This window comes from Methylobacterium sp. ARG-1 (assembly GCF_001262595.1).
Taxonomy (GTDB): Bacteria; Pseudomonadota; Alphaproteobacteria; order Rhizobiales; family Beijerinckiaceae; genus Methylobacterium; species Methylobacterium brachiatum.
On record NZ_LHCD01000003.1, the window covers coordinates 278,433 to 303,013 of the forward strand.

Below are 24,581 nucleotides of genomic sequence, written 5' to 3' on the forward strand. Positions count from 1 at the left end.
TTCCTGAGGCGGTCGCGCGGCCCCTAGCACGCCGCAGGGCGGACCGAAACGCCTCCGCGGGGCGGGTGGCTTCAAAAGCGCCCGCCCTGTGCCGGCGTGGCGCTGGCCCCGGCCCGGCCGGGGGCCGGCCCGGTGAGCGGCGCGTCGGAACTCGCCTCAGCGCCGGGCTTGGCCTGCTGGGTGCAGACCACCTGCTCCTTCTTCACCAGCACGAAGCAGATGCTCATCTCGCCGGTGCGGTAATTCACCCGGAACACGCCGGCCTCGCGGGTGTGGCGGCTCGCGACCAGGCCGTATTCCGACGGTGCCTGCGGGCCGGCGCCCTCCCCGGGGCCGAAGCACACGGTCTGGCCGATGCCGCCGGCCGATTCCTGGAGCCCGTACTGGCACGATGTCACCTCGCCAGTGACCTTGTCGACCCGGTACATCCGGTTAAGGTCGGTCTGCGGCGCGGGCACGAACTCGAACGAGGTCGCGGCGGCCGGCGCGCTCGCCAGCGCGAGGCAGAGAGCAAGAAGGGGCAGGGACGGTTTCATCGCGGGATCCGGGAGCTGACGCGCCCAGCCTTTCGCTGGGCTTTCGGGCGAGTGTGGGGCGCCGCGCCGCCTTGCCGCCAAGTCCAGCCGGCTTTAGCGAGGCCGTATCCCAGCAGGAGCCCGACCAGATGCCGCCCGACTCGACCGCCCGTCCGCCGATCGCCGTGTTCGACTTGGACGGAACCCTGGCCGAGACGGCGGGCGACCTGATCGGCACCCTTAACGTGCTGATGAAGCGCGAGGGCCTGGCCGAGCTGCCCCTGTCCCAGGCCCGCGGCCTGATCGGCGCGGGCGCCAAGGCGCTGATCCGGCGCGGCTTCGAGGCGGAGGGCCGCGCACTCTCGCCGGAGGATCACGAGCGGCTGTTCGAGGCCTTCATCGACCATTACGGCGCGCACCTCGCCGACACGTCGCACCTCTATCCCGGGGTCGTGGAGGCGCTGGATGCGCTGGAGGCGGCGGGCTTCCGGCTAGCGGTCTGCACCAACAAGTTCGAGGGCCAGTCGGTGGAACTGCTGCTCCTGCTCGGCATCGGCCACCGCTTCGCGGCGATCTGCGGGCGCGACACCTTTCCGGCCTACAAGCCCGACCCGAGCCACCTCACCGGCACGATCGAACGCGCCGGAGGCGATCCGGCCCGGGCCGTTATGGTCGGCGATTCGCGCACCGACATCGACACCGCCAAGGCCGCCGGCGTCCCGGTGGTGGCGGTGACCTTCGGCTATACCGATAAGCCGGTGACCGAGCTCGGGCCCGACCGGGTGATCGAGCATTTCTCGGAGCTGCCCGAGGCGGTCCGGGCGCTGGTGCCGATGGAAGCCGCTTAAAGATTCAGCGCAGCCAGCTTCGCAGCCGCGCCACCGCCTCGTGGCACTCGGCCTCGGAGCCGGCGAACGAGAACCGGACGTGGTGGTGGCCGAGATCCGGGTCGAAATCGAGCCCCGGTGTCGCGGCGACGTTGGCCTCGTCGAGCATGCGCCGACAGAAGCCGGTAGCATCGTTGGTGAGGTTCGCCACGTCCGCGTAGAGGTAGAAGGCGCCGTCGGCCGGGTGCACGCGCCCAAGGCCGAGGCCGGGCAGCGCGTCGAGCAGGATCGCCCGGTTGCGGGCATAGCCGTCGCGCACCGCGTCGAGTTCGTCCGTGGCGTCGAGCGCTGCGAGCGCACCGACCTGCGAGAGGTAGGGCGCCGAGATGTAAAGATTCTGCGCCAGCCGCTCGATCGGGCGGACCAGGATTTCCGGCACCACCATCCAGCCGACGCGCCAGCCGGTCATGCAATGGTATTTCGAGAACGAGTTGATCACCAGTGCGTCTGGGTCGAACCGCAGGGCGGTCACGGTCGGCAGGCCGTAGCTGAGGCCGTGATAGATCTCGTCCGAGATCAGCGGCAGGCCCAGCTCCCGAGTCGCCGCGCAGAGGTCGCGCAACGCGGCTTCCGTGATCACCGTGCCGGAGGGGTTGGCGGGGCTCATCACCAGGGCGCCGGCCACGGGGGCGCGGGCATGGGTCTCGCGCAGCAGGGCGGCGGTGGGGGCGAAGCGGTCCTCTTCGCGCAGCACCATCGGGGCCGGCACGAGGTCGAGGGACGCCAGGATGCTGCGATAGGCCGGATAGCCAGGCTGCGGCACCGCCACCCGGGCTCCGGCATCGAACAGGCTCATGAAGGCGAGCACGAAGCCCGCCGAGGAGCCGGTGGTGATCACCACCCGCTCCGGGCTCACCGCGACGCCGTGGCGCTCGGCATAGTCCCGGGCGATCCGCTCGCGCAGAGCCGGCAGGCCGAGCGCCTCGGTATAGGGCACCCGGCCGGTGACGAGCGCCGCCTGCGTCGCCGCGATTACCGCCCGCGGGGCCGGTGCCGAGGGCTGGCCGACCTCCATGCGCACCACGTCGTCGCCGCGCCGGGCCTTGGCGGCGGCCGCGGCCATGACGTCCATGGCGAGGAACGGCTGGACGGCGGCGGCCCGCAGGGAGATCGGAATCATGCTTTCCTGACGGGGCGCGAGAGCGGGGTCGACGGACATCCGGGGTTAGCCCCTGGCGGCCCCGGCCTCAACTGGCGTCAGTGCGGCGCGAGGCCGGCGGCCATGTTGACCACCAGCGCCAGGATCCCGGTGTTGAACAGGTAGGCCCCGATCGTCTGCGCGGTCGCGATCCGCCGCATGCGCTTGCTGGTGAGATTGGTGTCCGAGGTCGCGGCCGCCGCCCCGATGGTCACGGTGAAGTACAGGAAGTCCCAGAAATCCGGCTCCATCTCGCCGTGGAAGTCCAGGCCGCCGCGCTCGGCGCCGGCTTCATCCTCAGTGCCGTAATAGACGTGGGCGTAGTGCACGGTGAAGATCATCTGCACGAACACCCAGGTGCAGACCAGGCTTGCGCCGGCGAGCGCGAGGGCATAGCGCTCGCCGGGTCCGGCGATGCGGCCGCCGACCACCAGCACCGCCACCGAGCCGAGGCTCGCCGCTGACGCCAGCAGGGCGAAGATCGTGATTACCCCGGCGCTGTCGTCGAGCCGTGCGGCCTCGCGGCGCATGGCGTCCCGGCTCTGCCCGGTCGCCCGTCGCACGACCAGCCCGGCATGGACGATCACGCCGGCGCACCAGCCGGTCAGCAGCCGCATTCCGGGGTCGAGGCCCGGCACAAGCAGGGCGGCGGCGATCGCCACCAGGATCGCGCAGAGCAGGTGCGGGCGCAGCCAGAAGGCGCGGAACAGCTTGAACATGGCGGACCGGATTGCGCGCGGCGGGCGGGATCTGCGGGCCGGTCTCGTGATTTGACCCGGCGCCGCGAAAACGCCTAACCCACCATCTACCGCTCGCGCCACGCGCGGGCCGGCTTGCCGCGCAAGCGAGGATCCATGCTCTTCAACCGCTCCCTGCCCGCGCTGGCCCTGGCGCTCGGTCTCGCCGCCGTCCCGGCTTCGGCGCAGGACGCCACACAATCCGCCGCTCCGGCTGCTGCGGCCTCGTTCACGGACGCGCAGCGCGCCGGAATCGAGGCGATCGTCAAGGACTACCTGATCAAGCATCCCGAGGTGCTGCAGGAGGCCCTGGCCGAGGCCGAGAAGCAGCAGGCCGAGACGCAGCGCCTCGCCCAGACGGCGGCCCTTAAGGAGGCCCGCGAGGCCCTGATCAACGGCCCGCACGACGTCGTCGCCGGCAACCCGACGGGCGACGTCACGCTGGTCGAGTTCTTCGACTACAATTGCGGCTATTGCCGCAAGGCGCTGGTGGACGTGCAGACCCTGATCAAGACCGACCCGAAGCTGCGGGTCGTGATCAAGGATTTCCCGGTGCTCGGCCCGGAATCGCTCGAGGCCAGCCAGGTCGCCATCGCGGTGCGCCAGCAGCTCAAGGGCGACAAGCTGTTCGAATTCCACCAGAAGCTGCTCGAGACCAAGGGCCGGGTGAACGGCGCCCGGGCGATCCAGGTCGCCAAGGACCTCGGCGCCGACACGACCAAGCTGCAGAAGGACATGGCCTCCCCCGAGGTGAAGGCCGCGCTCAGCGAGAATCGCGGCCTGGGGGACCGACTCGGACTGTCCGGCACGCCGGCCTTCATCATCGGCGACGAGGTGATTCCGGGCGCCGTCGGCGTCGATCCGATCCGCAAGACCATCGCGGATGTACGCCAATGCGGCCACGCCTCCTGCTGAGGCGTCGGGCCGGACCTAAGCACCGGCGGATGGCGGAGGGCGCGGTCTTGTCGCGCCGGGCCGCCTTCGGCTAGAGCGTCATCCCGGAAGGCGGTTGCCGCCTTTCGGAAAAAGACGATGCAAATCCAAAGTTCTAGCGCATCGGGCCGGTTCCGATCCCCGGAACGATGCGCTAAGAGCCGCCAGCCATGAGGCTGTGATCGAGTGCCAGCGCGCATGCCGGATGAACCGACCGCCGCGGCGCGATACGAAGAAGGCCGGATGCCCAAGAACGATCCCATCGACCCCGAGCTCGTGCGCGAACTCGCCAACCTCGTGACCGAGACCGGCCTGTCCGAGATCGAAGTCGAGAAGGGCGACCTGCGCATCCGCGTGGTGCGGCGGCTCGAACCCGTGAACGTCCAGGTCGCGGGCCCTGCCCCGGCCGCCGCCCTCGCGCCGCCCCCGGTGGCGCCGCCCACCGGCGCCCTGGCGCCGGCCGAGCCGGCCCGCGCGCATCCCGGCTCCGTGCCGTCGCCGATGGTCGGGACCGCCTATCTGCGCCCCTCCCCCGAGGCCAAGGCGTTCATCGAGGTCGGCTCGAAGGTCGAGGTCGGCGACAAGCTGCTGCTCATTGAGGCGATGAAGACCTTCAACGAGATCGTGGCGCCCCGCGCCGGCACCGTGACGGCGATCTTCGTCGAGGACGGCCAGCCGGTCGAGTACGGTGAGGCGCTGCTGGTCATCTCCTGACGCATCGTCCCGGCAACCGGCTCCGGCCGGCTCGCGGGTGAAGTGGATGCGACGACAGAGCTTTTCGCGAAGTGCCGGGCGGTGCATCCGCTGCGTGCTTCGGTCCGCGTCCCGCGCCGAGGCGGTGATTGCCCCGGCGCAGGGTGTTTTGGGCGTCTTCCGCCGGACCGGCTGCCGCTTCGGGCCTGGAAAACGCCGCGCAACAAGAGGATAGATCATCCTGCGCGGTCCCGTCGGATCGCCTGGACGCTCTAAGGGTTCGATGTTCGACAAGATCCTGATCGCGAACCGCGGCGAGATCGCCCTGCGCATCCTGCGGGCGGCGAAGGAACTCGGGATCGCCACCGTGGCGGTTCATTCCACCGCCGACGCGGACGCCATGCATGTTCGGCTCGCCGACGAGAGCGTCTGCATCGGGCCGCCCTCGGCCCGGGACAGCTACCTCAACATCCCGTCGATCATCGCGGCCTGCGAGATCACCGGGGCGGATGCGGTGCATCCGGGCTACGGCTTCCTGTCGGAGAACGCCCGGTTCGCCGAGGTTCTGGCGCATCACCAGATCGGCTTCATCGGCCCCAAGGCGCAGCATATCCGCACCATGGGTGACAAGATTGAGGCCAAGCGCACCGCGGTGAAGCTCGGCATTCCCTGCGTGCCCGGCTCGGAGGGCGGCGTCGAGGATGCCGACGAGGCCAAGCGCGTGGCCGCCGAGATCGGCTACCCCGTCCTGGTCAAGGCGGCGGCCGGCGGCGGCGGTCGGGGCATGAAGGTCGCCCGCAGCGAGGCCGAGCTGGAGCAGGCGATCGGCATGGCCCGCTCCGAGGCTAAGGCCGCCTTCGGCGACGACGCGGTCTATCTGGAGAAGTATCTGGAGAAGCCCCGGCATATCGAGGTGCAGGTGCTCGGCGACGGCCGCGGCGGCGCGGTCCATCTGGCCGAGCGCGACTGCTCACTGCAGCGGCGCCACCAGAAGGTGTGGGAGGAAGGCGGCTCGCCGGCGCTCAACGAGTCGATGCGCGCCGAGATCGGCGGCATCTGCGCCAACGCCATGAAGGAGCTGGGCTATCTCGGCGCCGGCACCGTCGAGTTCCTGTACGAGGACGGGCGGTTCTACTTCATCGAGATGAACACCCGCATCCAGGTCGAGCATCCGGTGACTGAGATGATCACCGGCATCGACCTCGTGATCGAGCAGATCCAGGTCGCCTCGGGCGGCCCGCTCTCGGTCTCGCAATCTGACATCAAGGTCGAGGGGCACGCCATCGAGTGCCGGATCAATGCTGAGCACCCGGAGACCTTCCGGCCGTCCCCCGGGCAGATCACCCATTACCACACCCCCGGCGGCCTCGGCGTCCGGGTCGATTCGGCGGCCTTCCAGGGCTACCGGATCCCGCCGCATTACGACTCGCTGATCGGCAAGCTGATCGTCCACGGGCGCACCCGCAACGAGTGCCTGATGCGCCTGCGCCGGGCGCTGGACGAGTTCGTGATCGACGGCATCGACACCACCCTGCCGCTGTTCCGGACGCTCGTCCGCAACCCGGACGTCCAGAACGGCCTCTATGACATCCACTGGCTCGAGCACTTTTTGGACGATGGCGGGATGAAGGTCTGATCCCGGTCGGGATCAGACACCGCCCTTGCGGCGATCGCGGCCGGTGCCGGCTCTGGCATTTGGACCGAGCCCGCGCGACACTCGCCTCATGCACGATCCGACCCGCGTGGACATCACCCCCGAGATCCTGCTCAAGGCCTACGCGGCGGGCATCTTCCCGATGGCCGAGGATGCGAGCGACCCGACCCTGTACTGGGTCGAGCCGCGGGCGCGCGGCGTCCTCCCCCTCGACGGATTCCGGGTGTCCCGGCGCCTCGCCCGGACGGTGCGCTCCGACCAGTTCGAGGTCCGCTGCGACACCGATTTTCACGGGGTGATCACCGGCTGCGCCGCCCCGCGCCGGGACAGCGAGAAGACCTGGATTAACGGCCGCATCCGTGAGCTCTACGGCGCGCTGTTCGACCTCGGACACGTCCACACGGTGGAGGTCTATGCGGGGGCGGAGCGGCGCTTGGTCGGCGGCCTCTACGGCGTCTCGCTGGGCGCAGCCTTCTTCGGCGAGAGCATGTTCCACGAGGTGCGCGATGCCTCGAAGGTCGCCCTCGTCCACTTGATGGGCCGCCTGCGCGCCGGCGGCTACCGGCTCGCCGACACGCAGTTCGTGACCGACCACCTCACGCAATTCGGCGCCGAGGAGCTGCCGCGGCACATCTACAAGCGGCGGCTGGCGGCAGCCCTCGACCAGGGCGCGGATTGGAACGTCTGGCCCTGCGACGGCTCCGTGCCGGGCGCGCAGGTGCTGGCGGCTCTTGGCGCCGTCGAGACCTAGCGGAAGATCGCGTCGAACAGATTCTGCGGCTGCGGCGGAGCCGGCGGGGCCGGAGCCGGGCCTTCGTTCGACGGGAAGAATTTGCGCGAGGGCTTCTGGCGCGGCTGCACCGGCACGCCGCGCGGCGCCTCGACATCGACCTGGCCGGCGGCGTTGAGCTGCTGGGCGGTCTTGGTCGAATCCCGGCCCGCGCGCTTCGTCCGCTCCGGCTTGGCGGCCACCGCCGGCACGTCCTCCTGCTCCTTCGCCTCGGCGATCACGTCGCTGCCGCCTTTGCAGTCGACCAGCCAGACGTCATAGATCGGATGCTCGATCGCGTGCAGGCCCGGGCTCGACGCGAACATCCAGCCGGTGAAGATGCGGCGATACTTGTTGTCGAGCGTGACCTCGTCGACCTCGAGGAACGCCGTGGTCTTGGCGCTCTCGGTCGGCGGCCGGGTGTAGCAGACCCGCGGTGTCATCTGCAGCGAGCCGAACTGCACGGTCTCGTCCACCGCGACCTCGAAGGACACGATGCGGCCGGTGATCTTGTCGAGGCCGGAGAAGACCGCGGTCGGGTTCTTGATCTTGTCGGCGGCGGCCGGGCCGGCGCAGAGGCCGAGCGCCAGGGCGGCCGTCAGGACGGGGCGTGCGAGGGCTTTGGTGCGGCTCAAGGCTCGGACCCCTAAAGCATCGTCCCGAGCGGCGGCCGGCCTTCGGACGACGACGATGCGAAACAAGGACCCCAGAACCGCGTCCCGGATCCGGAACGCGACGCTAGAGGGAGGCCGGTCGCGCCGTCACGGGCGCGGCGGTCGGATCGGATCGCCTACCAGAACACCGGAACGGTGGCGGCAAAAGGGCGTCCGGGCACCGCCGGCCGAAGAGGCTTACTCGCCCGGCCTCCAGGACACGTAATCTCCGGTCGCGGCCGGGCGGGAGCCCCAGGAGAGCTGCGAACCCTGCGGCCGGTACGCGTTCGGCGTGCCGGTCTGGTTCTCGACATGCGGCTTCTGCCAGGGGCGCGGCGTGTAATCTTCCTCGCTCGGGGCGAGGTCGACGTTGTGGCACAGCCAGGCGCGCCAGCCGGGCGGCACCTTCGAGGCGTCGGCGTAGCCGTTATAGATAACCCAGCGACGCTCCGAGCCGACCGAGCGGTCGATCAGCGCGCCTTCCGCCTTGTAATACTTGTTCCCGAGCTCGTCCTCGCCGACGAAGATGCCGGAGCGCGCGGTCTGGAGCGCCAGCGAGACGGTCTGGCCGTTCCACCACGTGAAGACGCGCAGCAAAGTGTCCTTCAGCGCCATCGCCGGTCCCGGTATCAAGCCACGCCGCACGGGCGCTTCGTCGCGCCGTTATGGTGAGCGCACGCCCGCGAGTCCAGCGGTTCGGCCCAACTGTCGCTGCGCGGCCACGCCCGGTTCGGCCATCTGCGGCGTATTCGCGGGCCGCCCGAAGGTGCCTCTACTTTAGGGTGTGGATTGAAAATTTTTCCGATCCGAATCCCGAATGCCGGAAGGGCACTTATCCGGGGTGGCCGGGATATCCACAGACTTTTGGTTGCCAGCACAACATCTAGCGGGGAACCAGCTGGCCGCACACCACTTGTTGACGTGAGAGCGATGGCGGCGGTAATGTCTCTGCATCGGTCGCGCCGCCCATGTGGTGCGTTTAAGCAGGTTCGACCGTCCCTGAATCATCTTCGCAGATTCGCCGCGTGCCCGGCTTCCGGGCGCGGGTGAACGCGACCCCCTTATTGGGCATCGACTCCGCGTTCAGCGGGGCCGGGACACGCGTGTCCCGACGGGAGAGGTGTGTTTCATGCGGTTCGAGCGTCGCTACACCACGGCCGGACAGTCGCCTTACACCGGCATTCCGTTCCGCAAGGCCCTCAGTGAGATCCGCAATCCCGACGGCTCGGTGGTGTTCCGCCTCGACGGCATCGACGTCCCAGAGAGCTGGAGCCAGGTCGCCAGCGACGTGCTGGCCCAGAAGTATTTCCGCAAGGCCGGCGTGCCCGCCCGCCTGAAGAAGGTCGAGGAGAACGACGTCCCCTCCTTCCTCTGGCGCTCGGTCGCCGACGAGGCCGCGCTGGCCGAACTCCCCGAGGAGGAGCGGATCGGCTCGGAATCTTCGGCCACGCAGGTGTTCGACCGGCTCGCCGGTTGCTGGACCTACTGGGGCTGGAAGGGCCGCTACTTCTCCTCCGAGGAGGACGCCTCGGCCTTCTTCGACGAGCTGCGCTACATGCTCGCCAAGCAGATGGTGGCGCCGAACTCGCCGCAATGGTTCAACACCGGCCTGCATTGGGCCTATGGGATCGACGGCCCGAGCCAGGGCCATTTCTACTGCGATTACCGCACCGGTGAGCTGACCCGCTCGGCCTCGAGCTACGAGCACCCGCAGCCGCATGCCTGCTTTATCCAGGGCGTCCAGGACGACCTCGTCAACGAGGGCGGCATCATGGACCTGTGGGTCCGCGAGGCGCGCCTGTTCAAGTACGGCTCGGGCACCGGCTCCAACTTCTCGGCGCTTCGGGGCGAGAACGAGAAGCTCGGCGGCGGCGGCAAGTCGTCCGGCCTGATGAGCTTCCTGAAGATCGGCGACCGGGCGGCCGGCGCGATCAAGTCCGGCGGCACCACCCGCCGCGCGGCCAAGATGGTGATCGTCGATATCGATCACCCGGATATCGAGGCGTTCATCGACTGGAAGGTGAAGGAGGAGCAGAAGGTCGCCGCCCTGGTGACCGGCTCCAAGGTCGTCTCAAAGCATCTCGGCCTGGTCATGAAGGCCTGCACCCAGTGCGAGGCCGAGGGCGACGCCTGCTTCGATCCCGAGCGCAACCCGGCGCTGAAGCGCGAGATCAAGGCCGCCCGCAAGGCCTCCGTGCCGGACGCCTACATCAAGCGCGTCGTCCAGTTCGCCCGCCAGGGCTTCACCAAGATCGACTTCCCCGTCTACGACACCGACTGGGATTCCGAGGCCTACCTCACGGTCGCCGGCCAGAACTCCAACAACTCGGTCTCGCTGACCGACGACTTCCTGCGCGCCGTCGACGCCGACGCCGACTGGCACCTCACCCAGCGCACCACCGGCAAGACCGCCAAGACCCTCAAGGCCCGGGACCTGTGGGAGAAGATCGGTGAGGCCGCCTGGGCCTCGGCTGATCCGGGCCTGCACTTCAACACCACGATGAACGACTGGCACACCTGCCCGTCGGGCGGCCGGATCCGGGCCTCGAACCCGTGCTCCGAGTACATGTTCCTGGACGACACCGCCTGCAACCTGGCCTCGGCCAACCTGCTGACGATGTACGACCGGCAGACCAAGCGCTTCGACGTCGAGGCGTTCGAGCACCTGAACCGCCTCTGGACGGTGGTGCTCGAGATCTCCGTGATGATGGCGCAGTTCCCGTCCAAGGAGATCGCCGAGCTGTCCTACCGCTACCGGACGTTGGGCCTCGGCTACGCCAATATCGGTGGCCTGCTGATGACCATGGGCCTGCCTTACGATTCGCATGAGGGCCGCGCGCTCGCCGGCGCCCTCACCGCGATCATGACCGGCGTGGCTTATGCCACCTCGGCCGAGATGGCGGCCGAGCTCGGGCCGTTCCCGGCCTACGACGACAATGCCGACGCGATGCTGAAGGTGATCCGCAATCACCGCCGCGCCGCCCACGGCGAGGCCGAGGGCTACGAGTTCCTGAGCATCGCCCCGGTGCCGCTCGACCACGTCAACATCCCGCAGGACAATCTCGGCGCTCATGCCCGCGCGGCCTGGGACCGGGCGCTCCAGCTCGGCGAGACCCACGGCTACCGCAACGCCCAGACGACCGTCATCGCGCCCACCGGCACGATCGGCCTCGTGATGGATTGCGACACGACCGGCATCGAGCCCGACTTCGCCCTGGTGAAGTTCAAGAAGCTGGCCGGCGGCGGCTACTTCAAGATCATCAACCAGGCGGCGCCGGACGCGCTGCGGGCGCTGGGCTACCGGGAATCCGAGATCGCCGAGATCGAGGCCTACGCGGTCGGCCACGGCTCCATGGGCCAGGCGCCTGCGATCAACCCGACCACCCTGCGCGCCAAGGGCTTCACCGACGATAAGATCGCCGCGGTAGAGAAGGGCTTGAAGTCGGCCTTCGACATCAAGTTCGTGTTCAACCGCTGGACGCTCGGCGACGACTTCCTGACCCAGACCCTCAAGGTCCCGGCCGAGAAGTTGTCTGATCCGACCTTCGAGCTGCTGCCGTTCCTCGGCTTCTCGAAGAAGGACATCGAGGTCGCCAACACCCATATCTGCGGGGCGATGACGCTGGAGGGCGCGCCGGGCCTCAAGCTCGAGCACTACCCGGTCTTCGACTGCGCCAACCCGTGCGGCCGGATCGGCAAGCGCTACCTCTCGGTGGAGAGCCACATCCGCATGATGGCGGCGGCCCAGCCGTTCATCTCGGGCGCGATCTCCAAGACGATCAACATGCCCAACGACGCCACCGTCGAGGATTGCAAGGCGGCCTACCGCCTGTCCTGGACCCTGGCGCTGAAGGCCAACGCCCTCTACCGCGACGGCTCGAAGCTCTCCCAGCCGCTCAACGCCGCCCTGATCGCCGATGAGGACGACGAGGCCGAGGACGCCTTGGAGGCGGTGCTGCAGGCTCCGGCCGCCGCCCGCGCCGCACAGGTCGCCGAGAAGATCGTCGAGCGGGTGATCGAGCGGGTCGAGCACATCCGCTCCCGCGAGAAGCTGCCGGCCCGCCGCAAGGGCTACACCCAGAAGGCGGTTGTGGGCGGCCACAAAGTCTACCTGCGTACCGGCGAGTATGACGACGGCCGCCTCGGCGAGATCTTCATCGACATGCACAAGGAGGGCGCGACCTTCCGGAGCCTGATGAACAACTTCGCCATCGCGATCTCGCTCGGCCTCCAGTACGGCGTGCCGCTCGAGGAATATGTCGAGGCCTTCACCTTTACCCGGTTCGAGCCGGCCGGCTTCGTGCAGGGCAACGACGCGATCAAGAACGCGACCTCGCTCCTCGACTACGTGTTCCGCGAGCTGGCCGTCTCGTATCTGGGCCGCGCCGACCTAGCCCATGTCAGCCCCGCCGAGATCGGCGGCACGGTGATCGGCGGGGGCGAGACGGCCGACACGACCCGCGAGGGCCCCAAGCCCGCCCCGGCCTCCTCGATCGTGTCGCGCGGCCTGCTGCGCGGCTCGGCCGACCGACTCACCCTGATCCAGGGCGGCCCGGCGGGCGGCGCGGTCGGCGTCGGAGCCCCGAGCACCGGACAGACGGCCCCGGCCGGCGGGACGGTCCACGCGATCCACGGCACTTCTGCGCTGAAGGCAGAGCCCGCGGTCGCCGCTCAGGCCGAGACGATCGCCGACACCCTCCCCTTCGCCAAGGCGGAACGCACGGTGGCCGACCGCCGCGCTGAGGCGAAGATGAAGGGCTATGTCGGCGAGGCCTGCCCGGAATGCGCGAACTTCACCCTGGTCCGCAACGGCACCTGCCTGAAATGCGACACCTGCGGAAGTACAACAGGGTGCTCTTAATTATGCCGTGTTGCGTCGTGTTGTCCGACGGGCTATAGTTTGTCCATCGTCTAGGGGATAGTTGGCAAAGCACTGACCGCGCTTTGATTTTTCTGGGCGAGTTAGTGTTTAGACTTCAGCTAGCTCGCTGCAGCCCTCGGCCCGGAACTGCATCATCTCGGAGAGCATCCTTGGTGGGCTGGCGCCGGGGAAACAGCTGAGAGCTTAGTCTAACGAAACTAGGACACAGCGGCGGGTGCAGCCCGCCGCTGGATGCATCAAGGAACAAAACGGGATCGAGCTTAGCCGTAGTTCAGAAGGGGTGGAAGGAATTCAAGATGGATGATGCGCAGTAGCTCGCCGCTGCCCTACCCGAAAAGTCGATGCGACCGTACCGCGTGCTAGGGTCTGGACTCGATCAGCACCAGAAAGCGATGACGGCGGCGAGGGCGACGGCTGAGGCATAGTTGCGGGCGAGCTTGTCGTAGCAGGTCGCGACGCGGCGGACGTCTTTGAGGCGATTGAAGGTGGCCTCGATCCGCCAGCGCTCGTGATAGCGCCGCTTGTCGTGGCGGATGCCTCGCTTGCGACCGCGCTGACCCGGGATGACCGACGTGATGCCCTGCGCTCGCAGGTCGGCGCGCAGCCAGTCGGCATCGTAGCCCTTGTCGGCAGCCAGACGCCGGATCCAGCCGGGCGCTTCGGCCAACACCGCCGGCGCAGTCGTCACGTCGCTGGCGTTGCCGGGCGTCAGCAGCAGGACGCCGGGGCGGCCGAGGACATCGGTGAGCGCGTGGATCTTGATCGTCAGGCCGCCGCGCGAGCGCCCGATGGCCTGCGCTTTCGCCCCCCTTTGCCGCCGTGCGCGGCGCGGTGGGCCCGCACATAGGTGCTATCGAGGGCGGCTGCGTCGCCTGCCCACCCGGCCTTGGCCAGATCCGCCAGCATGGCCTTCCAGAAGCCGCGGCGGGACCACCTGCTGAACCGGTTGTAGACGGTGGTGCGCGGCCCATACTCCGCTGGGCAGTCGCGTCAGCGGCAGCCCGAGGTGAGCACGTGCAGAATGCCGGAGATGATCTGCCGGTCGTCCCTCCACTCGGGTCCGGGTTGACCCCTGGGCATGAACGGTTCGATCACCGCCCACGCTCGTCCGAGAGCCAGAACAGGTCCGCCATCGCCACCTCCAGGCCGCAAAACGGCCGCCTGGAATCACAAAACGACAAACCCTGCAACAGCTTGGTGCGGTTCACACCCAAGCGCTGCCTCTTTCAAGGTCTCCGAGGTCCATGATGCGCAAATCATGGAAACGCAGGGGGGCTGAATCAAGATAATAATGCAACTGTCATGCTAGGTGAACTTCCAGTCTGGACTATACACAGCAACATAAGATGCATGATTAGCGCCCCAGGCTGGATCAACCATCTTCGCGAGTGCTTTACGAGCGAGCTCGACGCGCTGCGGACGATCTTCGGCTGGTAGGCTTGGACATCCTAGCACAGCGAGGCAAGCAGCAAGACAAGCGCGATATTGACCCGTATTGAAAGCGTTCACTGCAAATTTGTCTTGTATGCCATACGCATACATCCAGGGCTGAAGAAAAACCCCTTCCGCCGGCATTTTCAAGTCGAGACCAGCCTCTGCGTAGTGATATCCCTCAACGTACCGATTTTTGCTTTGGCAATATCGACTGGCGTGGTAGCGGGCCTCGACGCGCCGAGGGATGACGGCGATGGCCTGATCGTAAGTGGCAGTCACCCTATCAAACGGCTCATCAAGGTTTTCCATCAATAAAGCCGCATCCAAGTAACTGACATATATCTCTTCATCCCAAAATCCAAGCTTGGTGCGCCTGAGGTAAGCCTCGAGCGCTTTCCGATGCTCGGAACAGTCTCGATAGCTCTGGGCAAGGTAGAAAGTATATCGAGAAATTAGAAACGGATCTTTTTCGATTTTTAAAGTTTTCTCTAGTATCTCAGAATCGCGTATATAGGTTCTATCGTCACGCCTCCGCGCGCCGTCATGGCCCCGCTTCATTGCAAGCGGCAAAGTGCCGGTCCAGGCCAACTCTTTGCAGTCCGCAAATTCGTGGAGAACGCCTCGGTAACACCAAGGCATCGTGTTCTTGAATAATTGTGGGCGATGATATCGTGTTGTCAGATCATGGATCTGAAAATTGTATCCGGGAGCATCCAAGTCTGGCATCACGAAGCCAGCCGCGACGGCCAGCTCGGTGTCCGGGCTAATCAGCACGTCGTCTGCATCGATGACGAGCGTATAGTCGCCATGCGGCCGGGCAAGATCCAGGGCCTCGGTGCGGTTGTAGGCGAAATCGACCCAGGGGCGTTCCACCAGGGTGCCTGGCATATCGGCCATGGCGGCGCGGATGATGTCCTGCGTTCCGTCCGTCGAACCGGTGTCGACGATGATCCAATGATCAATAACCGGCCTAACAGAATCGAGGCAGCGTCGAATAACCGCCGCTTCGTTCTTGACGATCATCGACAAGCATATCTTTTGACCGGACGGAGTCATCTTCGAAACATTTCCTGACGCTGGGACAAGCAGGACCCGGTGACGTGATTCCAGCTTGTATCGTGACGCCGGGACTTTCGCAAAGCGCGCAAACGTCGATGGACTGTGAATGTTCCGTTTTATGAAGATCGCTGATTCATAATTTGAAGCTATTGTTTCCGTAATCCCTGCATCACGACGCAAGAAGATTTTATTTTAACCCAGACAAGATAAATTATACTGAGGCATGACGCCTGAAATTTGATGAATTGGAGATCCGGAAATTTCGAAGCAATCGATCGGCACATCAGTCCGGTCTGGCCAGCCCGACAATCGCGCTTATTCGATGATGTGCTTCAGGAAGCTGCTTACGGGCGGCGCTGGACGTCCCGGCACCGCTCGCTGAAACGCCGGCCGGCTCCGCTGTAACGGTGACGGCATTAGCAGAGATCTGAATCCAGCCGATACGCGCGGGTTCAGGGTGATCGTGAACCGCCGATTCAACCGGCCCTGTTCCGGGAAACATGTCGTCCGTGACGCAGCGACGCCTCGCCGCCATCCATCGAATCACCGGCGCTTCGGATCCTTCCATTCCGGAGCGCCGGCGATTGCTGAGCCGGCCAACTCACCCCACGGCGCGCGAGGCTTCCCGGACCTGTCGGGTTGCGCGATCGACCTGCTCGGTGGCTCGGGCGATCGTGTCCATGCCGGCCGCGATGCTGGAAACGCCGTGCGAGGCCGTCTGCATGCTGCCGGACATCTCGCGGGTCACCGCCGACTGCTCCTCGACCGCGGCCGCGATGGTCGAGGAGACCTCGTTCAGGGTCCGGATCGTGCCCTGGATCGTATCGATCGCGCCCACGGCCTCCTGCGTGGCCGATTGGGTCGCGGCGATCTGGCCGCGGATCTGGTCCGTAGCCCGGCCCGTCTGCTCGGCGAGGGCCTTGACCTCCGAGGCGACCACCGCGAAGCCGCGGCCGGCCTCTCCGGCCCGAGCCGCCTCAATCGTGGCATTGAGCGCCAGCAGGTTGGTCTGCGCCGCAATGCCGGCAATCAGGCCGACCACGTCGCCGATCTGGGTGGCTTGATCGCTCAGGCCGGCCACGATGCTGCCGGTGTGCTGCGCCTGGGTCACCGCTTGCCCGGCGATCGAGGCGGCGTGGCTCACCTGGCGGCTGATCTCGTTCACCGAGATCGAGAGCTGCTCCGCACCCGAGGCGACCGCCTGGATGTCGTCGGACACCCGACCGACGGTATCGGCGGCCGTCCCGGTCTGCCGCGTCACATCCGTGACGGCCTGCCCGATCGCGTCGAGATCCGCATCGATCGCTTCCCGGGCCTCGGCCCGGCGCTGGCGTTCACGGACCTGCGCGGTGATGTCGGTTGCGAACTTGACCACCTTGATGGGCCGACCATTGCCGTCATTGATCGGGTTGTAGGTCGCCTGGATCCAGATTTCCCGCCCGCCTTTCCCGATCCGCCGATACTCGGCGGACTGGAATTCGCCGCGTGCCAGCGCCGCCCAGAACGCGCGATAGGCCTCGCTGGACCGCTCCGCATCCGTGACGAACACGCCATGGTGGCGGCCGACGATCTCGTCTGCGCTGTAGCCGACCGCGTCGAGGAAGTTCTGGTTGGCGCTCAGGATCGTCCCATCGAGCGCGAAGGCGATCACCGCCTGCGAGCGGTGAAGGGCGGCGATCTGACCGTCGAGGTCGAGGGCGCGCAGCTTCTGCGCCGTGATGTCGGTGGCGATCTTGACGATCGTGGTCGGCTTCCCGGCCCGGTTGAGAACCGGGATATAGGACGCCTGGATCCAGACTTCCCGTCCATCCTTGCCGATGCGCTTGTACTCGGCGCTTTGGAAGGTCCCGGCCCGCAGCTTGTCCCAGAATTGCCGGTAGGCGGCACTCTCGCGCTCGACCGGGTCGACGAACAGGCTGTGGGGGCGCCCTCGGATCTCGCCGAGTGTGTAGCCCATGACCGCCAGGAAGTTCGTGTTGGCGTCCAGGATCGTGCCGTCCAGGGCGAACTCGATCGTGGCCAGCGACCGGTCCAAGGCCGCCCATTTGTCCCGTTGGCTCCGTCCACCCGTCAGGCGATCGAACATCGTTTCCTCCAGATGCAGGCCCGTCGCACGGCGCAGACCGGCATCGCCATGCGGGATGCCGGCGGCGGGCGCGCCTCAGCATCGGCAGTCTTGGGATGCCAGTAACCGAAGCGCCTTGATCGCAGGTTAAATCGCCGAACCCGTCATAAACTATGACAAATCCGATGCCGTTCGAGCATTTCCAAGGAAAAAATCGCAACCGCACGCAGCGGTTGCAGGCTTGAACTTTGACTTTTGTCTGAACCCGGCAGTCGATGGATGCCTCGGTGGGGCGGAACCACTACTGGAACAGCTGATTTTATAACGTGTGATGGTTTATGCCATGCTCTAGATGCACGTGATCCGCTGTTGTGGCCGCGCCCCATACGAATGGCGTGGTCGGCCGGGCTGGGACGCCGCTCATGCGTTCGCGACGGTTGCAGCCCTGCTTGACCGGCGATGCCGCACCACGCGCCGCTGAATGCGCGCACAACGCAGGGGACTGCGAAGGCTTTCAACGTGTCCGTGCATGAGTTCTGGCAGGCCAGGCACGGCATCTCAGCACGCGTCACGGGAATGTGAGGCGGACGGCTCCAAATCCCGCACCTGCGGGGTCGGCCCAGCTATTCCGGCGGCTGCGTCGGCGCGGAACCTTGGGCGTGGCGATCTCGCAGGTGCTGTCGCGCCACAGCCCGCGTCGCGGTCGGACCGGTTTCGTTCCTTCAAGCGGTGCTCGTCCGCGCCTGCCCCATACGAACCCGGGCACGCGTCGCGCGATAGCGCCGACCTCGCCGGGGCGATACCCGACTGCTTGTCAGCCGGCTCGGCCGATCGTCGCCTCGATCCGGCCATGTGGCTCGTCGGTGGGCAGGAACACCGTACCAGGATTCTCCAGACCGAAGGGTTTCAGGTCGATCGGCACGTAGTGCTTGTTCGGCATAACGAAGGCGATCTCGACCACCTCGGGGACGGCCGCGAGCGCGGCCTCGCCCATCCGGTACATGCTGTCCTGCACGCCCCGGCTGTAGGTCGTGCCGAAGACCGTGAGCAACGTCGCAAGAATCCGGGCATTGGCGGTTTCATAATCCGCCGGGGCCGCCGACCAGGTCCAGGTCGCGTCCATGCTGGTGGCGGCGATGCGATCGGTGGCGTCCGGGAGCGTCCGGTAGCCGTCCGCGACGAAGCCGGCCCAACCCGATTGGGTGGTCTTCATGAAGGTGTAGCCGCGGATCCCGGACTTCAGGATCGATCCGGACCGGGTGGCCTCGAGACCCACATAGCCGGACCCATTCCCGTCCCGGGTGAAGGTGTGGCCGTTCGGGACGCCGTCCACCGCGTGGCGCTGCCAGCAGGTCTCCTCGGCCTCGATCATCACGGTCTCCACCTGCGGATAGGTCTCGAGCAGGACTCGCGCTACCGCCACTGTGAAACCTTCCGCGTCTAGGGACAGGTTTCTGGCCGCCGTCACGTTGACGATGTTCTTGACGCTGTCGGTGGCGATGCAGGCGCGGTTGTCGCCCTCGGTCCAGGCGGCGTCGAAGCGCCCGGTCAGGAGCACGGAGAGCGTCAGCTCCCGCGGGACGTGGTGATCGCCAGAGCGGGTCAGCCGCATCACCCGAACCCGGTCCTTGCCGTATCGCGATGCCGTCAGAGCCATCATGATCCCCGAGTGGACGCCCCGAGCGGGGCCGTGCGGAGCGGGAGCTTAGGGTGGGAGCAGGCGCTTCTCCAATGCGGGGCAGCGCATCGGCAGACATATTGCTAGCCTAACCGGCATCCCGCCGGGAGGATTCCAGGGAGCGGCCGTGGACCTCAACACGATCGAGACCGTCATCCGGCCCCGCGCCCGGACCGACCTGCCGGACTGGCGCGCCGGCGACGCCTGCCTCGCCGGCGGGACCTGGCTGTTCTCGGAGCCGCAGCCCGAGATGCGGCGTCTCGTCGACCTGACGGCACTCGGCTGGCCGTCCCACACCATCGCGGCCGAGGGTTTGACCCTGGCCGCGACCTGTACCATCGCCCAACTCGATCGGCTGGAGCTCCCGCCGGACTGGATCGCCGCCCCGCTGATCGGGCAATGCTGTCGGGCCCTGCTCGGATCGTTCAAGATCTGGAACGTCGCCACCGTGGGCGGCAACCTGTGCATGGCCCTGCCGGCCGGGCCGATGATTGCTCTGGCCGCGGCCCTGGAGGCGACCTGCACGATCTGGGCGCCGGACGGGACCGAGCGGCATCTGCCGGCGACGGATTTCGTGGTCGGGCCGCAGCGGAATGCGCTCCGCCCGGGGGAGATCCTGCGCAGCCTGTTCCTGCCCGCGGCCGCTCTGGCCCGCCGCGCCGCGTTTCGGCGCATCAGCCTGAGCCCGAACGGCCGTTCCGGCGCGCTTCTGATCGGCACGCGCGGCTCGGGCGGCGCCTTCGCGCTCACCGTTACGGCTTCGATCCGACGGCCCCGGCGCCTCGCCTTCGCGGGCCTGCCGGATCGGGACACCCTCCGTCAGGCGCTCGCCGACGCGATCCCGGACGACCTCTGGTACGATGACGTGCACGGAACCCCGGACTGGCGCCGCCACATGACCGTGCACCTCGCGCAGGAGATCCGCGCGGCGCTGGCCGACGAGGTTTCGGCATGAGGCTCACGATCAACGGCCACGCCCATGCCGGTGCGCCGCGCCCCGGACAATGCCTGCGCACCTACCTGCGCGAGGCCGGCTGGTTCGGGGTTAAGAAGGGGTGCGACGCCGGCGATTGCGGTGCCTGCACGGTCCATGTCGACGGCGAGCCCGTCCATAGCTGCCTGCTCCCGGCGTTCCGGGCCGAGGGACGCAGCATCACCACCATCGAAGGCCTGGCCGGGCCCTGCCGGCCGGAGGATCCTCTCCCCGACGCCGTGCACCCGATACAGGCGGCCTTCCTTGCAGCGCAGGGCTTCCAGTGCGGGTTCTGCACGCCGGGCATGATCATGACCGCCGCCGCCCTCGATCAGGGCCAGAAGCGGGATCTCGGCGCTGCCCTGAAGGGCAATCTCTGCCGCTGCACCGGATACCGCGCCATCCGGGACGCCATCGCCGGGATCGCGCATCACGACGCGGCCATGAGCAGCGATCCGGTCGGCCGGAGCCTGCCTGCCCCGGCCGCTCCCGAGGTGGTGACCGGGCGCGCCCGCTTCACCCTCGACGCGCCGCCGGCCGACGCGCTCCATCTCAAGGTCCTGCGCTCGCCCCATGCCCATGCCCGGATCGTGGCGATCGACACCGCGGATGCGATCGCCATCCCGGGCGTCGTCGCGATCCTGACCCATGCGGATTCACCGCAGCGCCGGTTCTCCACCGGCCGTCACCAGGACCCGCGCGACGACGCGGCTGACACGATGGTGCTGGATCCCATCCTGCGTTTCGTGGGCCAGCGGGTCGCCGCGGTGGTTGCCGAATCCGTCGCGGCCGCCGAGGCTGGATGCCGGGCGCTGCGGGTCACCTACGCGCTGCGTCCCGCGCTCCGCGACCCGGACCTGGCGCTGAATCCGGACGCACCGAAGGTCCACGATCCCGTGGACCGGCCGGGCCACGATGCGCCGCCGCTGATGCGCCCCCCGAACCTGGCGGCCGAAGTCCATGGCGCGATCGGCAATGTCGAGGCGGGCTTCGCCGAGGCCGATGTGGTGTACGAGGAAACCTTTCGCGCGCAGCGGGTCCAGCACGGTGCCCTCGAGACTCATGGCTGCGTCGGCTGGCGCGATCCGGACGGACGCCTCACGCTTCGGACCAGCAGCCAGGTGCCGTTCCTAACGCGCGACGCCCTGTGCGACCTGTTCGGCCTGGCGCGGGATTCCGTGCGGGTGGTCTGCGGCCGGGTCGGGGGTGGCTTCGGTGGCAAGCAGGAGATGCTGACCGAGGATCTGGTGGCGCTGGCGGTCCTGCGAACGGGCCGGCCGGTGCTTTGGGAGCTGACCCGCCAGGAGCAGTTCACCGCCACCACCACCCGCCATCCGATGCGGGTCGCCGTGAAGGTCGGCGCGCGCCGGGACGGCCGTCTGACGGCGATCAGCCTCGACGTGCTCTCGGACACGGGGGCCTACGGCAACCATGCCGGCGGCGTGATCCACCACGGCTGCAACGAGGTGCTGGCGGTCTATGCCTGCCCGAACAAGCGGGTCGACGGCTATGCGGTCTACACCAACACGGTGCCGGCCGGCGCCTTCCGCGGCTATGGCCTCAGCCAGACGATCTTCGCGCTGGAATCGGCCCTTGACGAGGTTGCCCGCGCGCTGGCGATCGACCCGTTCGAGCTGCGCCGGATCAACGCCGTGCGGCCGGGCGACCCGATGGTGTCGAACAGCCTCGAGCCGCACGACGTGGTCTACGGCAGCTACGGCCTCGACCAGTGCCTCGACCGCGTCCAGCAAGCCCTGCGGGCCGATCCGGGATCGGAGCCGGAAACCGGCTGGCGCGCGGGTACCGGCATGGCGATAGCCATGATCGACACGATCCCGCCGCGCGGCCACCACGCCGACGCACAGGTCAGCCTGGAGCTGGATGGCCGCGTCACCGTACGGGTCGGCACCGCCGAGTTCGGCAACGGCACCGCCACGGTGCACCGCCAGATCGCCGCCTCGGCGCTCGGCATCGCGGCCGACCGCGTCTGCGTCGCGGGCGCCGACACCGATGCGGTCGGCCACGATACCGGCGCCTATGGCAGCACCGGGACCGTCGTGGCCGGCCTCGCGGTGCTGCGCGCGGCCGAGGCGCTGGCGATTCTGATCCGCCGGCGCGCCGCTGCGCTGACCGGTGCTGAGCCGGAAGCGTGCCGGCTCGGGAACGGCGCGGTGGAGACGCCGGGCGGCCCGCTGGCACTCGCAGCGCTCGGCCCGCTCGCCGCAGGCGGCCGGGCGGACGGCAGCCCCCGCTCCGTGGCGTTCAACGTCCAGGCCTTCCGGGTGGCGGTCCATCCGGTGAGCGGCGCGGTCCGCATCCTCCGCAGCATCCACGCCGCGGACGCCGGCACGGTGATCAACCCGATGCAGTGCCGCGGCCAGGTCGAGGGCGGCGTCGCTCAGGCGATCGGTGCCGCGCTCTACGAGGATTTTGCGATCGACGCCGCCGGCCGGGTCGTCACGCAGGCGCTGCGCGACTATCACATCCCGGCTTGCGCCGACGTGCCGGACACCGAGGTGCTGTTCGCGCACACCCATGACAGCGTCGGTCCGCTCGGGGCGAAGTCGATGAGCGAGTCGCCCTACAATCCGGTGGCGGCGGCGCTCGGCAACGCGATCCGGGACGCCACCGGGGCCCGGCTCACCGCCACGCCGTTCGCGCCCGACAGGATCTTTCGCGCCGTGATGGCCGGCGTGAGCGGGGACGGGTGATGGACATCAAGCGCGACGCTGCGATCCCAGGGCCGGATCGGGCGGGCTTCCTGGAACGTCGGTTCCGGCTCGCCGAGCACGGCACCACTGTGCGCACGGAGCTGCTCGCCGGCCTGACCACCTTCCTGACGATGGCCTACATCGTCTTCATCAACCCGAGCATCCTGGCCGATGCTGGCATGCCGAAGGGCGCGGTGTTCGTGGCGACCTGCCTGGTCGCGGCGCTCGGCTCCCTGGTGATGGCGCTCTACGCCAATTACCCGATCGCCCTGGCCCCCGGGATGGGTCTGAACGCCTATTTCGCCTACGTGGTGGTGCTCGGCATGGGCTTCACCTGGCAGGCGGCCCTCGGGGCGGTGTTCATCTCCGGGCTGTGCTTCCTGGTCGTCACCCTCACGGGGCTACGCGCGATCATCGTCGAGGGCATCCCGCGCTCGATGCGGATCGCGCTTACGGTCGGGATCGGCCTGTTCCTGGCCGTGATCGCGCTCAAGAATGCCGGCATCATCGCCGCCAGCCCCGCGACCTTCGTGACGCTCGGCGACCTGCACAAGCCGGGGACGGTTCTGGCGGTGATCGGCTTCCTGATGGTCGCCGCGCTCTCCGCCCGAAAGGTGAAGGCCGCGCTCCTCGGCAGCATCCTGACCGTGACGGTCCTGAGCTTCTTCTGGGCCGGCAACGCCTTCCAGGGCGTCGTCTCGCTGCCGCCCGCGATCACCCCGACCCTGTTCGCCCTCGACCTCTCCGGCGCGCTCTCGGGCGGCCTGCTCCACGTCGTACTGGTGCTGTTCCTGGTCGAGCTGTTCGATGCCACCGGGACGCTGATGGGTGTGGCGAGCCGGGCCGGCCTGCTCACCGACGGCCGGATGCAGCGGCTCGACCGGGCGCTGATGGCCGATTCCGCCGCGATCTTCGTGGGCTCGCTGCTCGGCACGTCGAGCACCACGGCCTACCTGGAGAGCGCCTCCGGGGTCGCGGAGGGCGGCCGCACCGGCCTCACGGCCGCGACCGTCGCAGTGCTGTTCCTGGCCTGCCTGTTCTTCGCGCCGCTCGCGGGCGCCGTCCCGCCCTACGCGACCGCGCCGGCCCTGTTCTACGTCGCCTGCCTGATGCTGCGCGAGCTCGTCGACCTCGCCTGGGACGACCCCACCGAGGTGATCCCGGCCTGCGTGACGGCCCTGCTGATGCCGTTCACCTACTCGATTGCCACCGGTGTCGCCTTCGGCTTCATCACCTACGCGGCGCTGAAGCTGCTGACTGGCCGGGCGCGCGAGGTGAAGCCGGCCGTCTGGGTGATCGCCTCCCTGTTCCTGTTCAAGTTCGTCGAGACCGGCGGCGCGCATTGACGCCAAGGGGCGGCGCGACGTTCTCGCGGCCGGCCTGCAGCGGAAAGGCGCTCGCTACACCGCGCCGCGATTCCAATCCGCGCCGCTCCGGGCGGGCATTCCGAGGGCGCCGAGGTGGCAAACGCGCCTCCGCTCCAAGGTCCAATGGTGGCGACCGGGTATCTGCCTGATCTCGATGCCCTGGTGCCTACTTCAGGGCACGATCCGCTTCGCTCAGCACGCGCCGACGGGGACCGGCGTCATAAGCCCTGTCGGCATGCGGCGTGTCGTGAGCAATCCCTGCTCCCGACCTCCGCTTGAGCGACGATTCCGGACTGCATACAGGCGGAAGTTTGGGAACACATTTCCGCCCCCACACACTAATCTTCTCTCGTCTCGGAAGCAGACGATAGACCCGCCGGATGGAGAGTCGCGTGAGTATCGACGGACGGAAAACTTTGGCTGCACAGTCGTC

Annotated in this window: 17 protein-coding genes and 1 pseudogene; 9 read left to right on the top strand and 9 right to left on the bottom strand. The window is 67.9% G+C overall.

Annotated elements, in window-relative coordinates:
- Positions 1-71 precede the first annotated feature (71 nt).
- Positions 72-536, bottom strand: a complete 465-nt coding sequence (locus tag AKJ13_RS04990) for a hypothetical protein (protein ID WP_007559769.1) — start codon at positions 534-536, stop codon at positions 72-74.
- Positions 537-664: 128 nt separating this feature from the next.
- Here AKJ13_RS04990 and gph point away from each other — a divergent pair, with 128 nt between their 5' ends.
- The gene (gph, locus tag AKJ13_RS04995; protein WP_050732359.1) at positions 665-1,363 is read left to right on the top strand and encodes a phosphoglycolate phosphatase; all 699 of its coding nucleotides are present in this window, start codon (positions 665-667) and stop codon (positions 1,361-1,363) included.
- A 4-nt stretch (positions 1,364-1,367) separates the two neighbouring features.
- Here gph and AKJ13_RS05000 read toward each other — a convergent pair whose 3' ends face one another.
- Both AKJ13_RS05000 and AKJ13_RS05005 read right to left on the bottom strand, forming a co-directional pair.
- On the bottom strand, positions 1,368-2,522 hold the full coding sequence (locus tag AKJ13_RS05000) for an aminotransferase class I/II-fold pyridoxal phosphate-dependent enzyme (RefSeq protein ID WP_082316863.1): 1,155 nt from the start codon (positions 2,520-2,522) through the stop codon (positions 1,368-1,370).
- Positions 2,523-2,599: 77 nt separating this feature from the next.
- Positions 2,600-3,259 carry a DUF1345 domain-containing protein gene (locus tag AKJ13_RS05005; protein ID WP_050732361.1) on the bottom strand — a complete coding sequence of 220 codons (660 nt, stop codon included), beginning with the start codon at positions 3,257-3,259 and terminating at the stop codon, positions 2,600-2,602.
- Between the two features lie 135 nt (positions 3,260-3,394).
- On the opposite strand from AKJ13_RS05005, the gene AKJ13_RS05010 reads away from it, so the two are divergent.
- The 4 genes from AKJ13_RS05010 (at position 3,395) to aat (ending at position 7,308) form a co-directional block, all read left to right on the top strand.
- On the top strand, positions 3,395-4,192 hold the full coding sequence (locus AKJ13_RS05010; RefSeq protein WP_050732362.1) for a DsbA family protein: 798 nt from the start codon (positions 3,395-3,397) through the stop codon (positions 4,190-4,192).
- 261 nt (positions 4,193-4,453) lie between these two features.
- A complete protein-coding gene (gene accB, locus AKJ13_RS05015; protein WP_007559745.1) occupies positions 4,454-4,924 on the top strand; it encodes an acetyl-CoA carboxylase biotin carboxyl carrier protein in 471 nt (156 codons plus the stop codon).
- A gap of 262 nt (positions 4,925-5,186) precedes the next feature.
- Entirely contained in the window at positions 5,187-6,539 is a 1,353-nt protein-coding gene (gene accC / locus AKJ13_RS05020; protein WP_007559733.1) for an acetyl-CoA carboxylase biotin carboxylase subunit, read from the top strand.
- A gap of 88 nt (positions 6,540-6,627) precedes the next feature.
- The gene (gene aat, locus AKJ13_RS05025; protein ID WP_050732363.1) at positions 6,628-7,308 is read left to right on the top strand and encodes a leucyl/phenylalanyl-tRNA--protein transferase; all 681 of its coding nucleotides are present in this window, start codon (positions 6,628-6,630) and stop codon (positions 7,306-7,308) included.
- On the opposite strand, the gene AKJ13_RS05030 is transcribed toward aat, so the two are convergent.
- Positions 7,305-7,961 (bottom strand): DUF2155 domain-containing protein, encoded by a 657-nt coding sequence (locus AKJ13_RS05030; RefSeq protein ID WP_050732364.1) that lies wholly within the window; start codon positions 7,959-7,961, stop codon positions 7,305-7,307. The genes aat and AKJ13_RS05030 overlap by 4 nt on opposite strands.
- 216 nt (positions 7,962-8,177) lie before the next feature.
- Entirely contained in the window at positions 8,178-8,594 is a 417-nt protein-coding gene (locus AKJ13_RS05035) for an NADH:ubiquinone oxidoreductase subunit NDUFA12 (protein WP_082316864.1), read from the bottom strand.
- A gap of 514 nt (positions 8,595-9,108) precedes the next feature.
- Between AKJ13_RS05035 and AKJ13_RS05040 the strand changes: the two genes are divergently transcribed.
- The gene (locus AKJ13_RS05040; protein WP_050732365.1) at positions 9,109-12,840 is read left to right on the top strand and encodes a vitamin B12-dependent ribonucleotide reductase; all 3,732 of its coding nucleotides are present in this window, start codon (positions 9,109-9,111) and stop codon (positions 12,838-12,840) included.
- 397 nt (positions 12,841-13,237) lie between these two features.
- Here the strand turns inward: AKJ13_RS05040 and AKJ13_RS30250 are convergent.
- From AKJ13_RS30250 to pucL, 4 genes and pseudogenes are all read right to left on the bottom strand, one after another.
- Positions 13,238-13,994 (bottom strand): annotated as a pseudogene (locus AKJ13_RS30250) (IS5 family transposase).
- Positions 13,995-14,166: 172 nt separating this feature from the next.
- Positions 14,167-15,318 carry a glycosyltransferase gene (locus AKJ13_RS30255; RefSeq protein ID WP_244471515.1) on the bottom strand — a complete coding sequence of 384 codons (1,152 nt, stop codon included), beginning with the start codon at positions 15,316-15,318 and terminating at the stop codon, positions 14,167-14,169.
- A gap of 637 nt (positions 15,319-15,955) precedes the next feature.
- Positions 15,956-17,440: a PAS domain-containing methyl-accepting chemotaxis protein gene (locus tag AKJ13_RS05055; RefSeq protein ID WP_050732367.1), complete on the bottom strand. Its 1,485-nt coding sequence runs from the start codon at positions 17,438-17,440 to the stop codon at positions 15,956-15,958.
- Between the two features lie 793 nt (positions 17,441-18,233).
- Complete coding sequence (pucL, locus tag AKJ13_RS05060) at positions 18,234-19,076, bottom strand: factor-independent urate hydroxylase (RefSeq protein ID WP_050732504.1); 843 nt, start codon at positions 19,074-19,076, stop codon at positions 18,234-18,236.
- 148 nt (positions 19,077-19,224) lie between these two features.
- Here pucL and AKJ13_RS05065 point away from each other — a divergent pair, with 148 nt between their 5' ends.
- From AKJ13_RS05065 to AKJ13_RS05075, 3 genes are read left to right on the top strand one after another with little or no spacing between them, the layout of a single operon-like run.
- Entirely contained in the window at positions 19,225-20,052 is an 828-nt protein-coding gene (locus tag AKJ13_RS05065; RefSeq protein WP_050732368.1) for an FAD binding domain-containing protein, read from the top strand.
- The gene (locus tag AKJ13_RS05070) at positions 20,049-22,781 is read left to right on the top strand and encodes a molybdopterin cofactor-binding domain-containing protein (protein WP_050732369.1); all 2,733 of its coding nucleotides are present in this window, start codon (positions 20,049-20,051) and stop codon (positions 22,779-22,781) included. The genes AKJ13_RS05065 and AKJ13_RS05070 overlap by 4 nt, the downstream gene beginning before the upstream one ends.
- Entirely contained in the window at positions 22,781-24,127 is a 1,347-nt protein-coding gene (locus tag AKJ13_RS05075) for an NCS2 family permease (protein WP_050732370.1), read from the top strand. The genes AKJ13_RS05070 and AKJ13_RS05075 overlap by 1 nt, the downstream gene beginning before the upstream one ends.
- Positions 24,128-24,581: the final 454 nt, after the last annotated feature.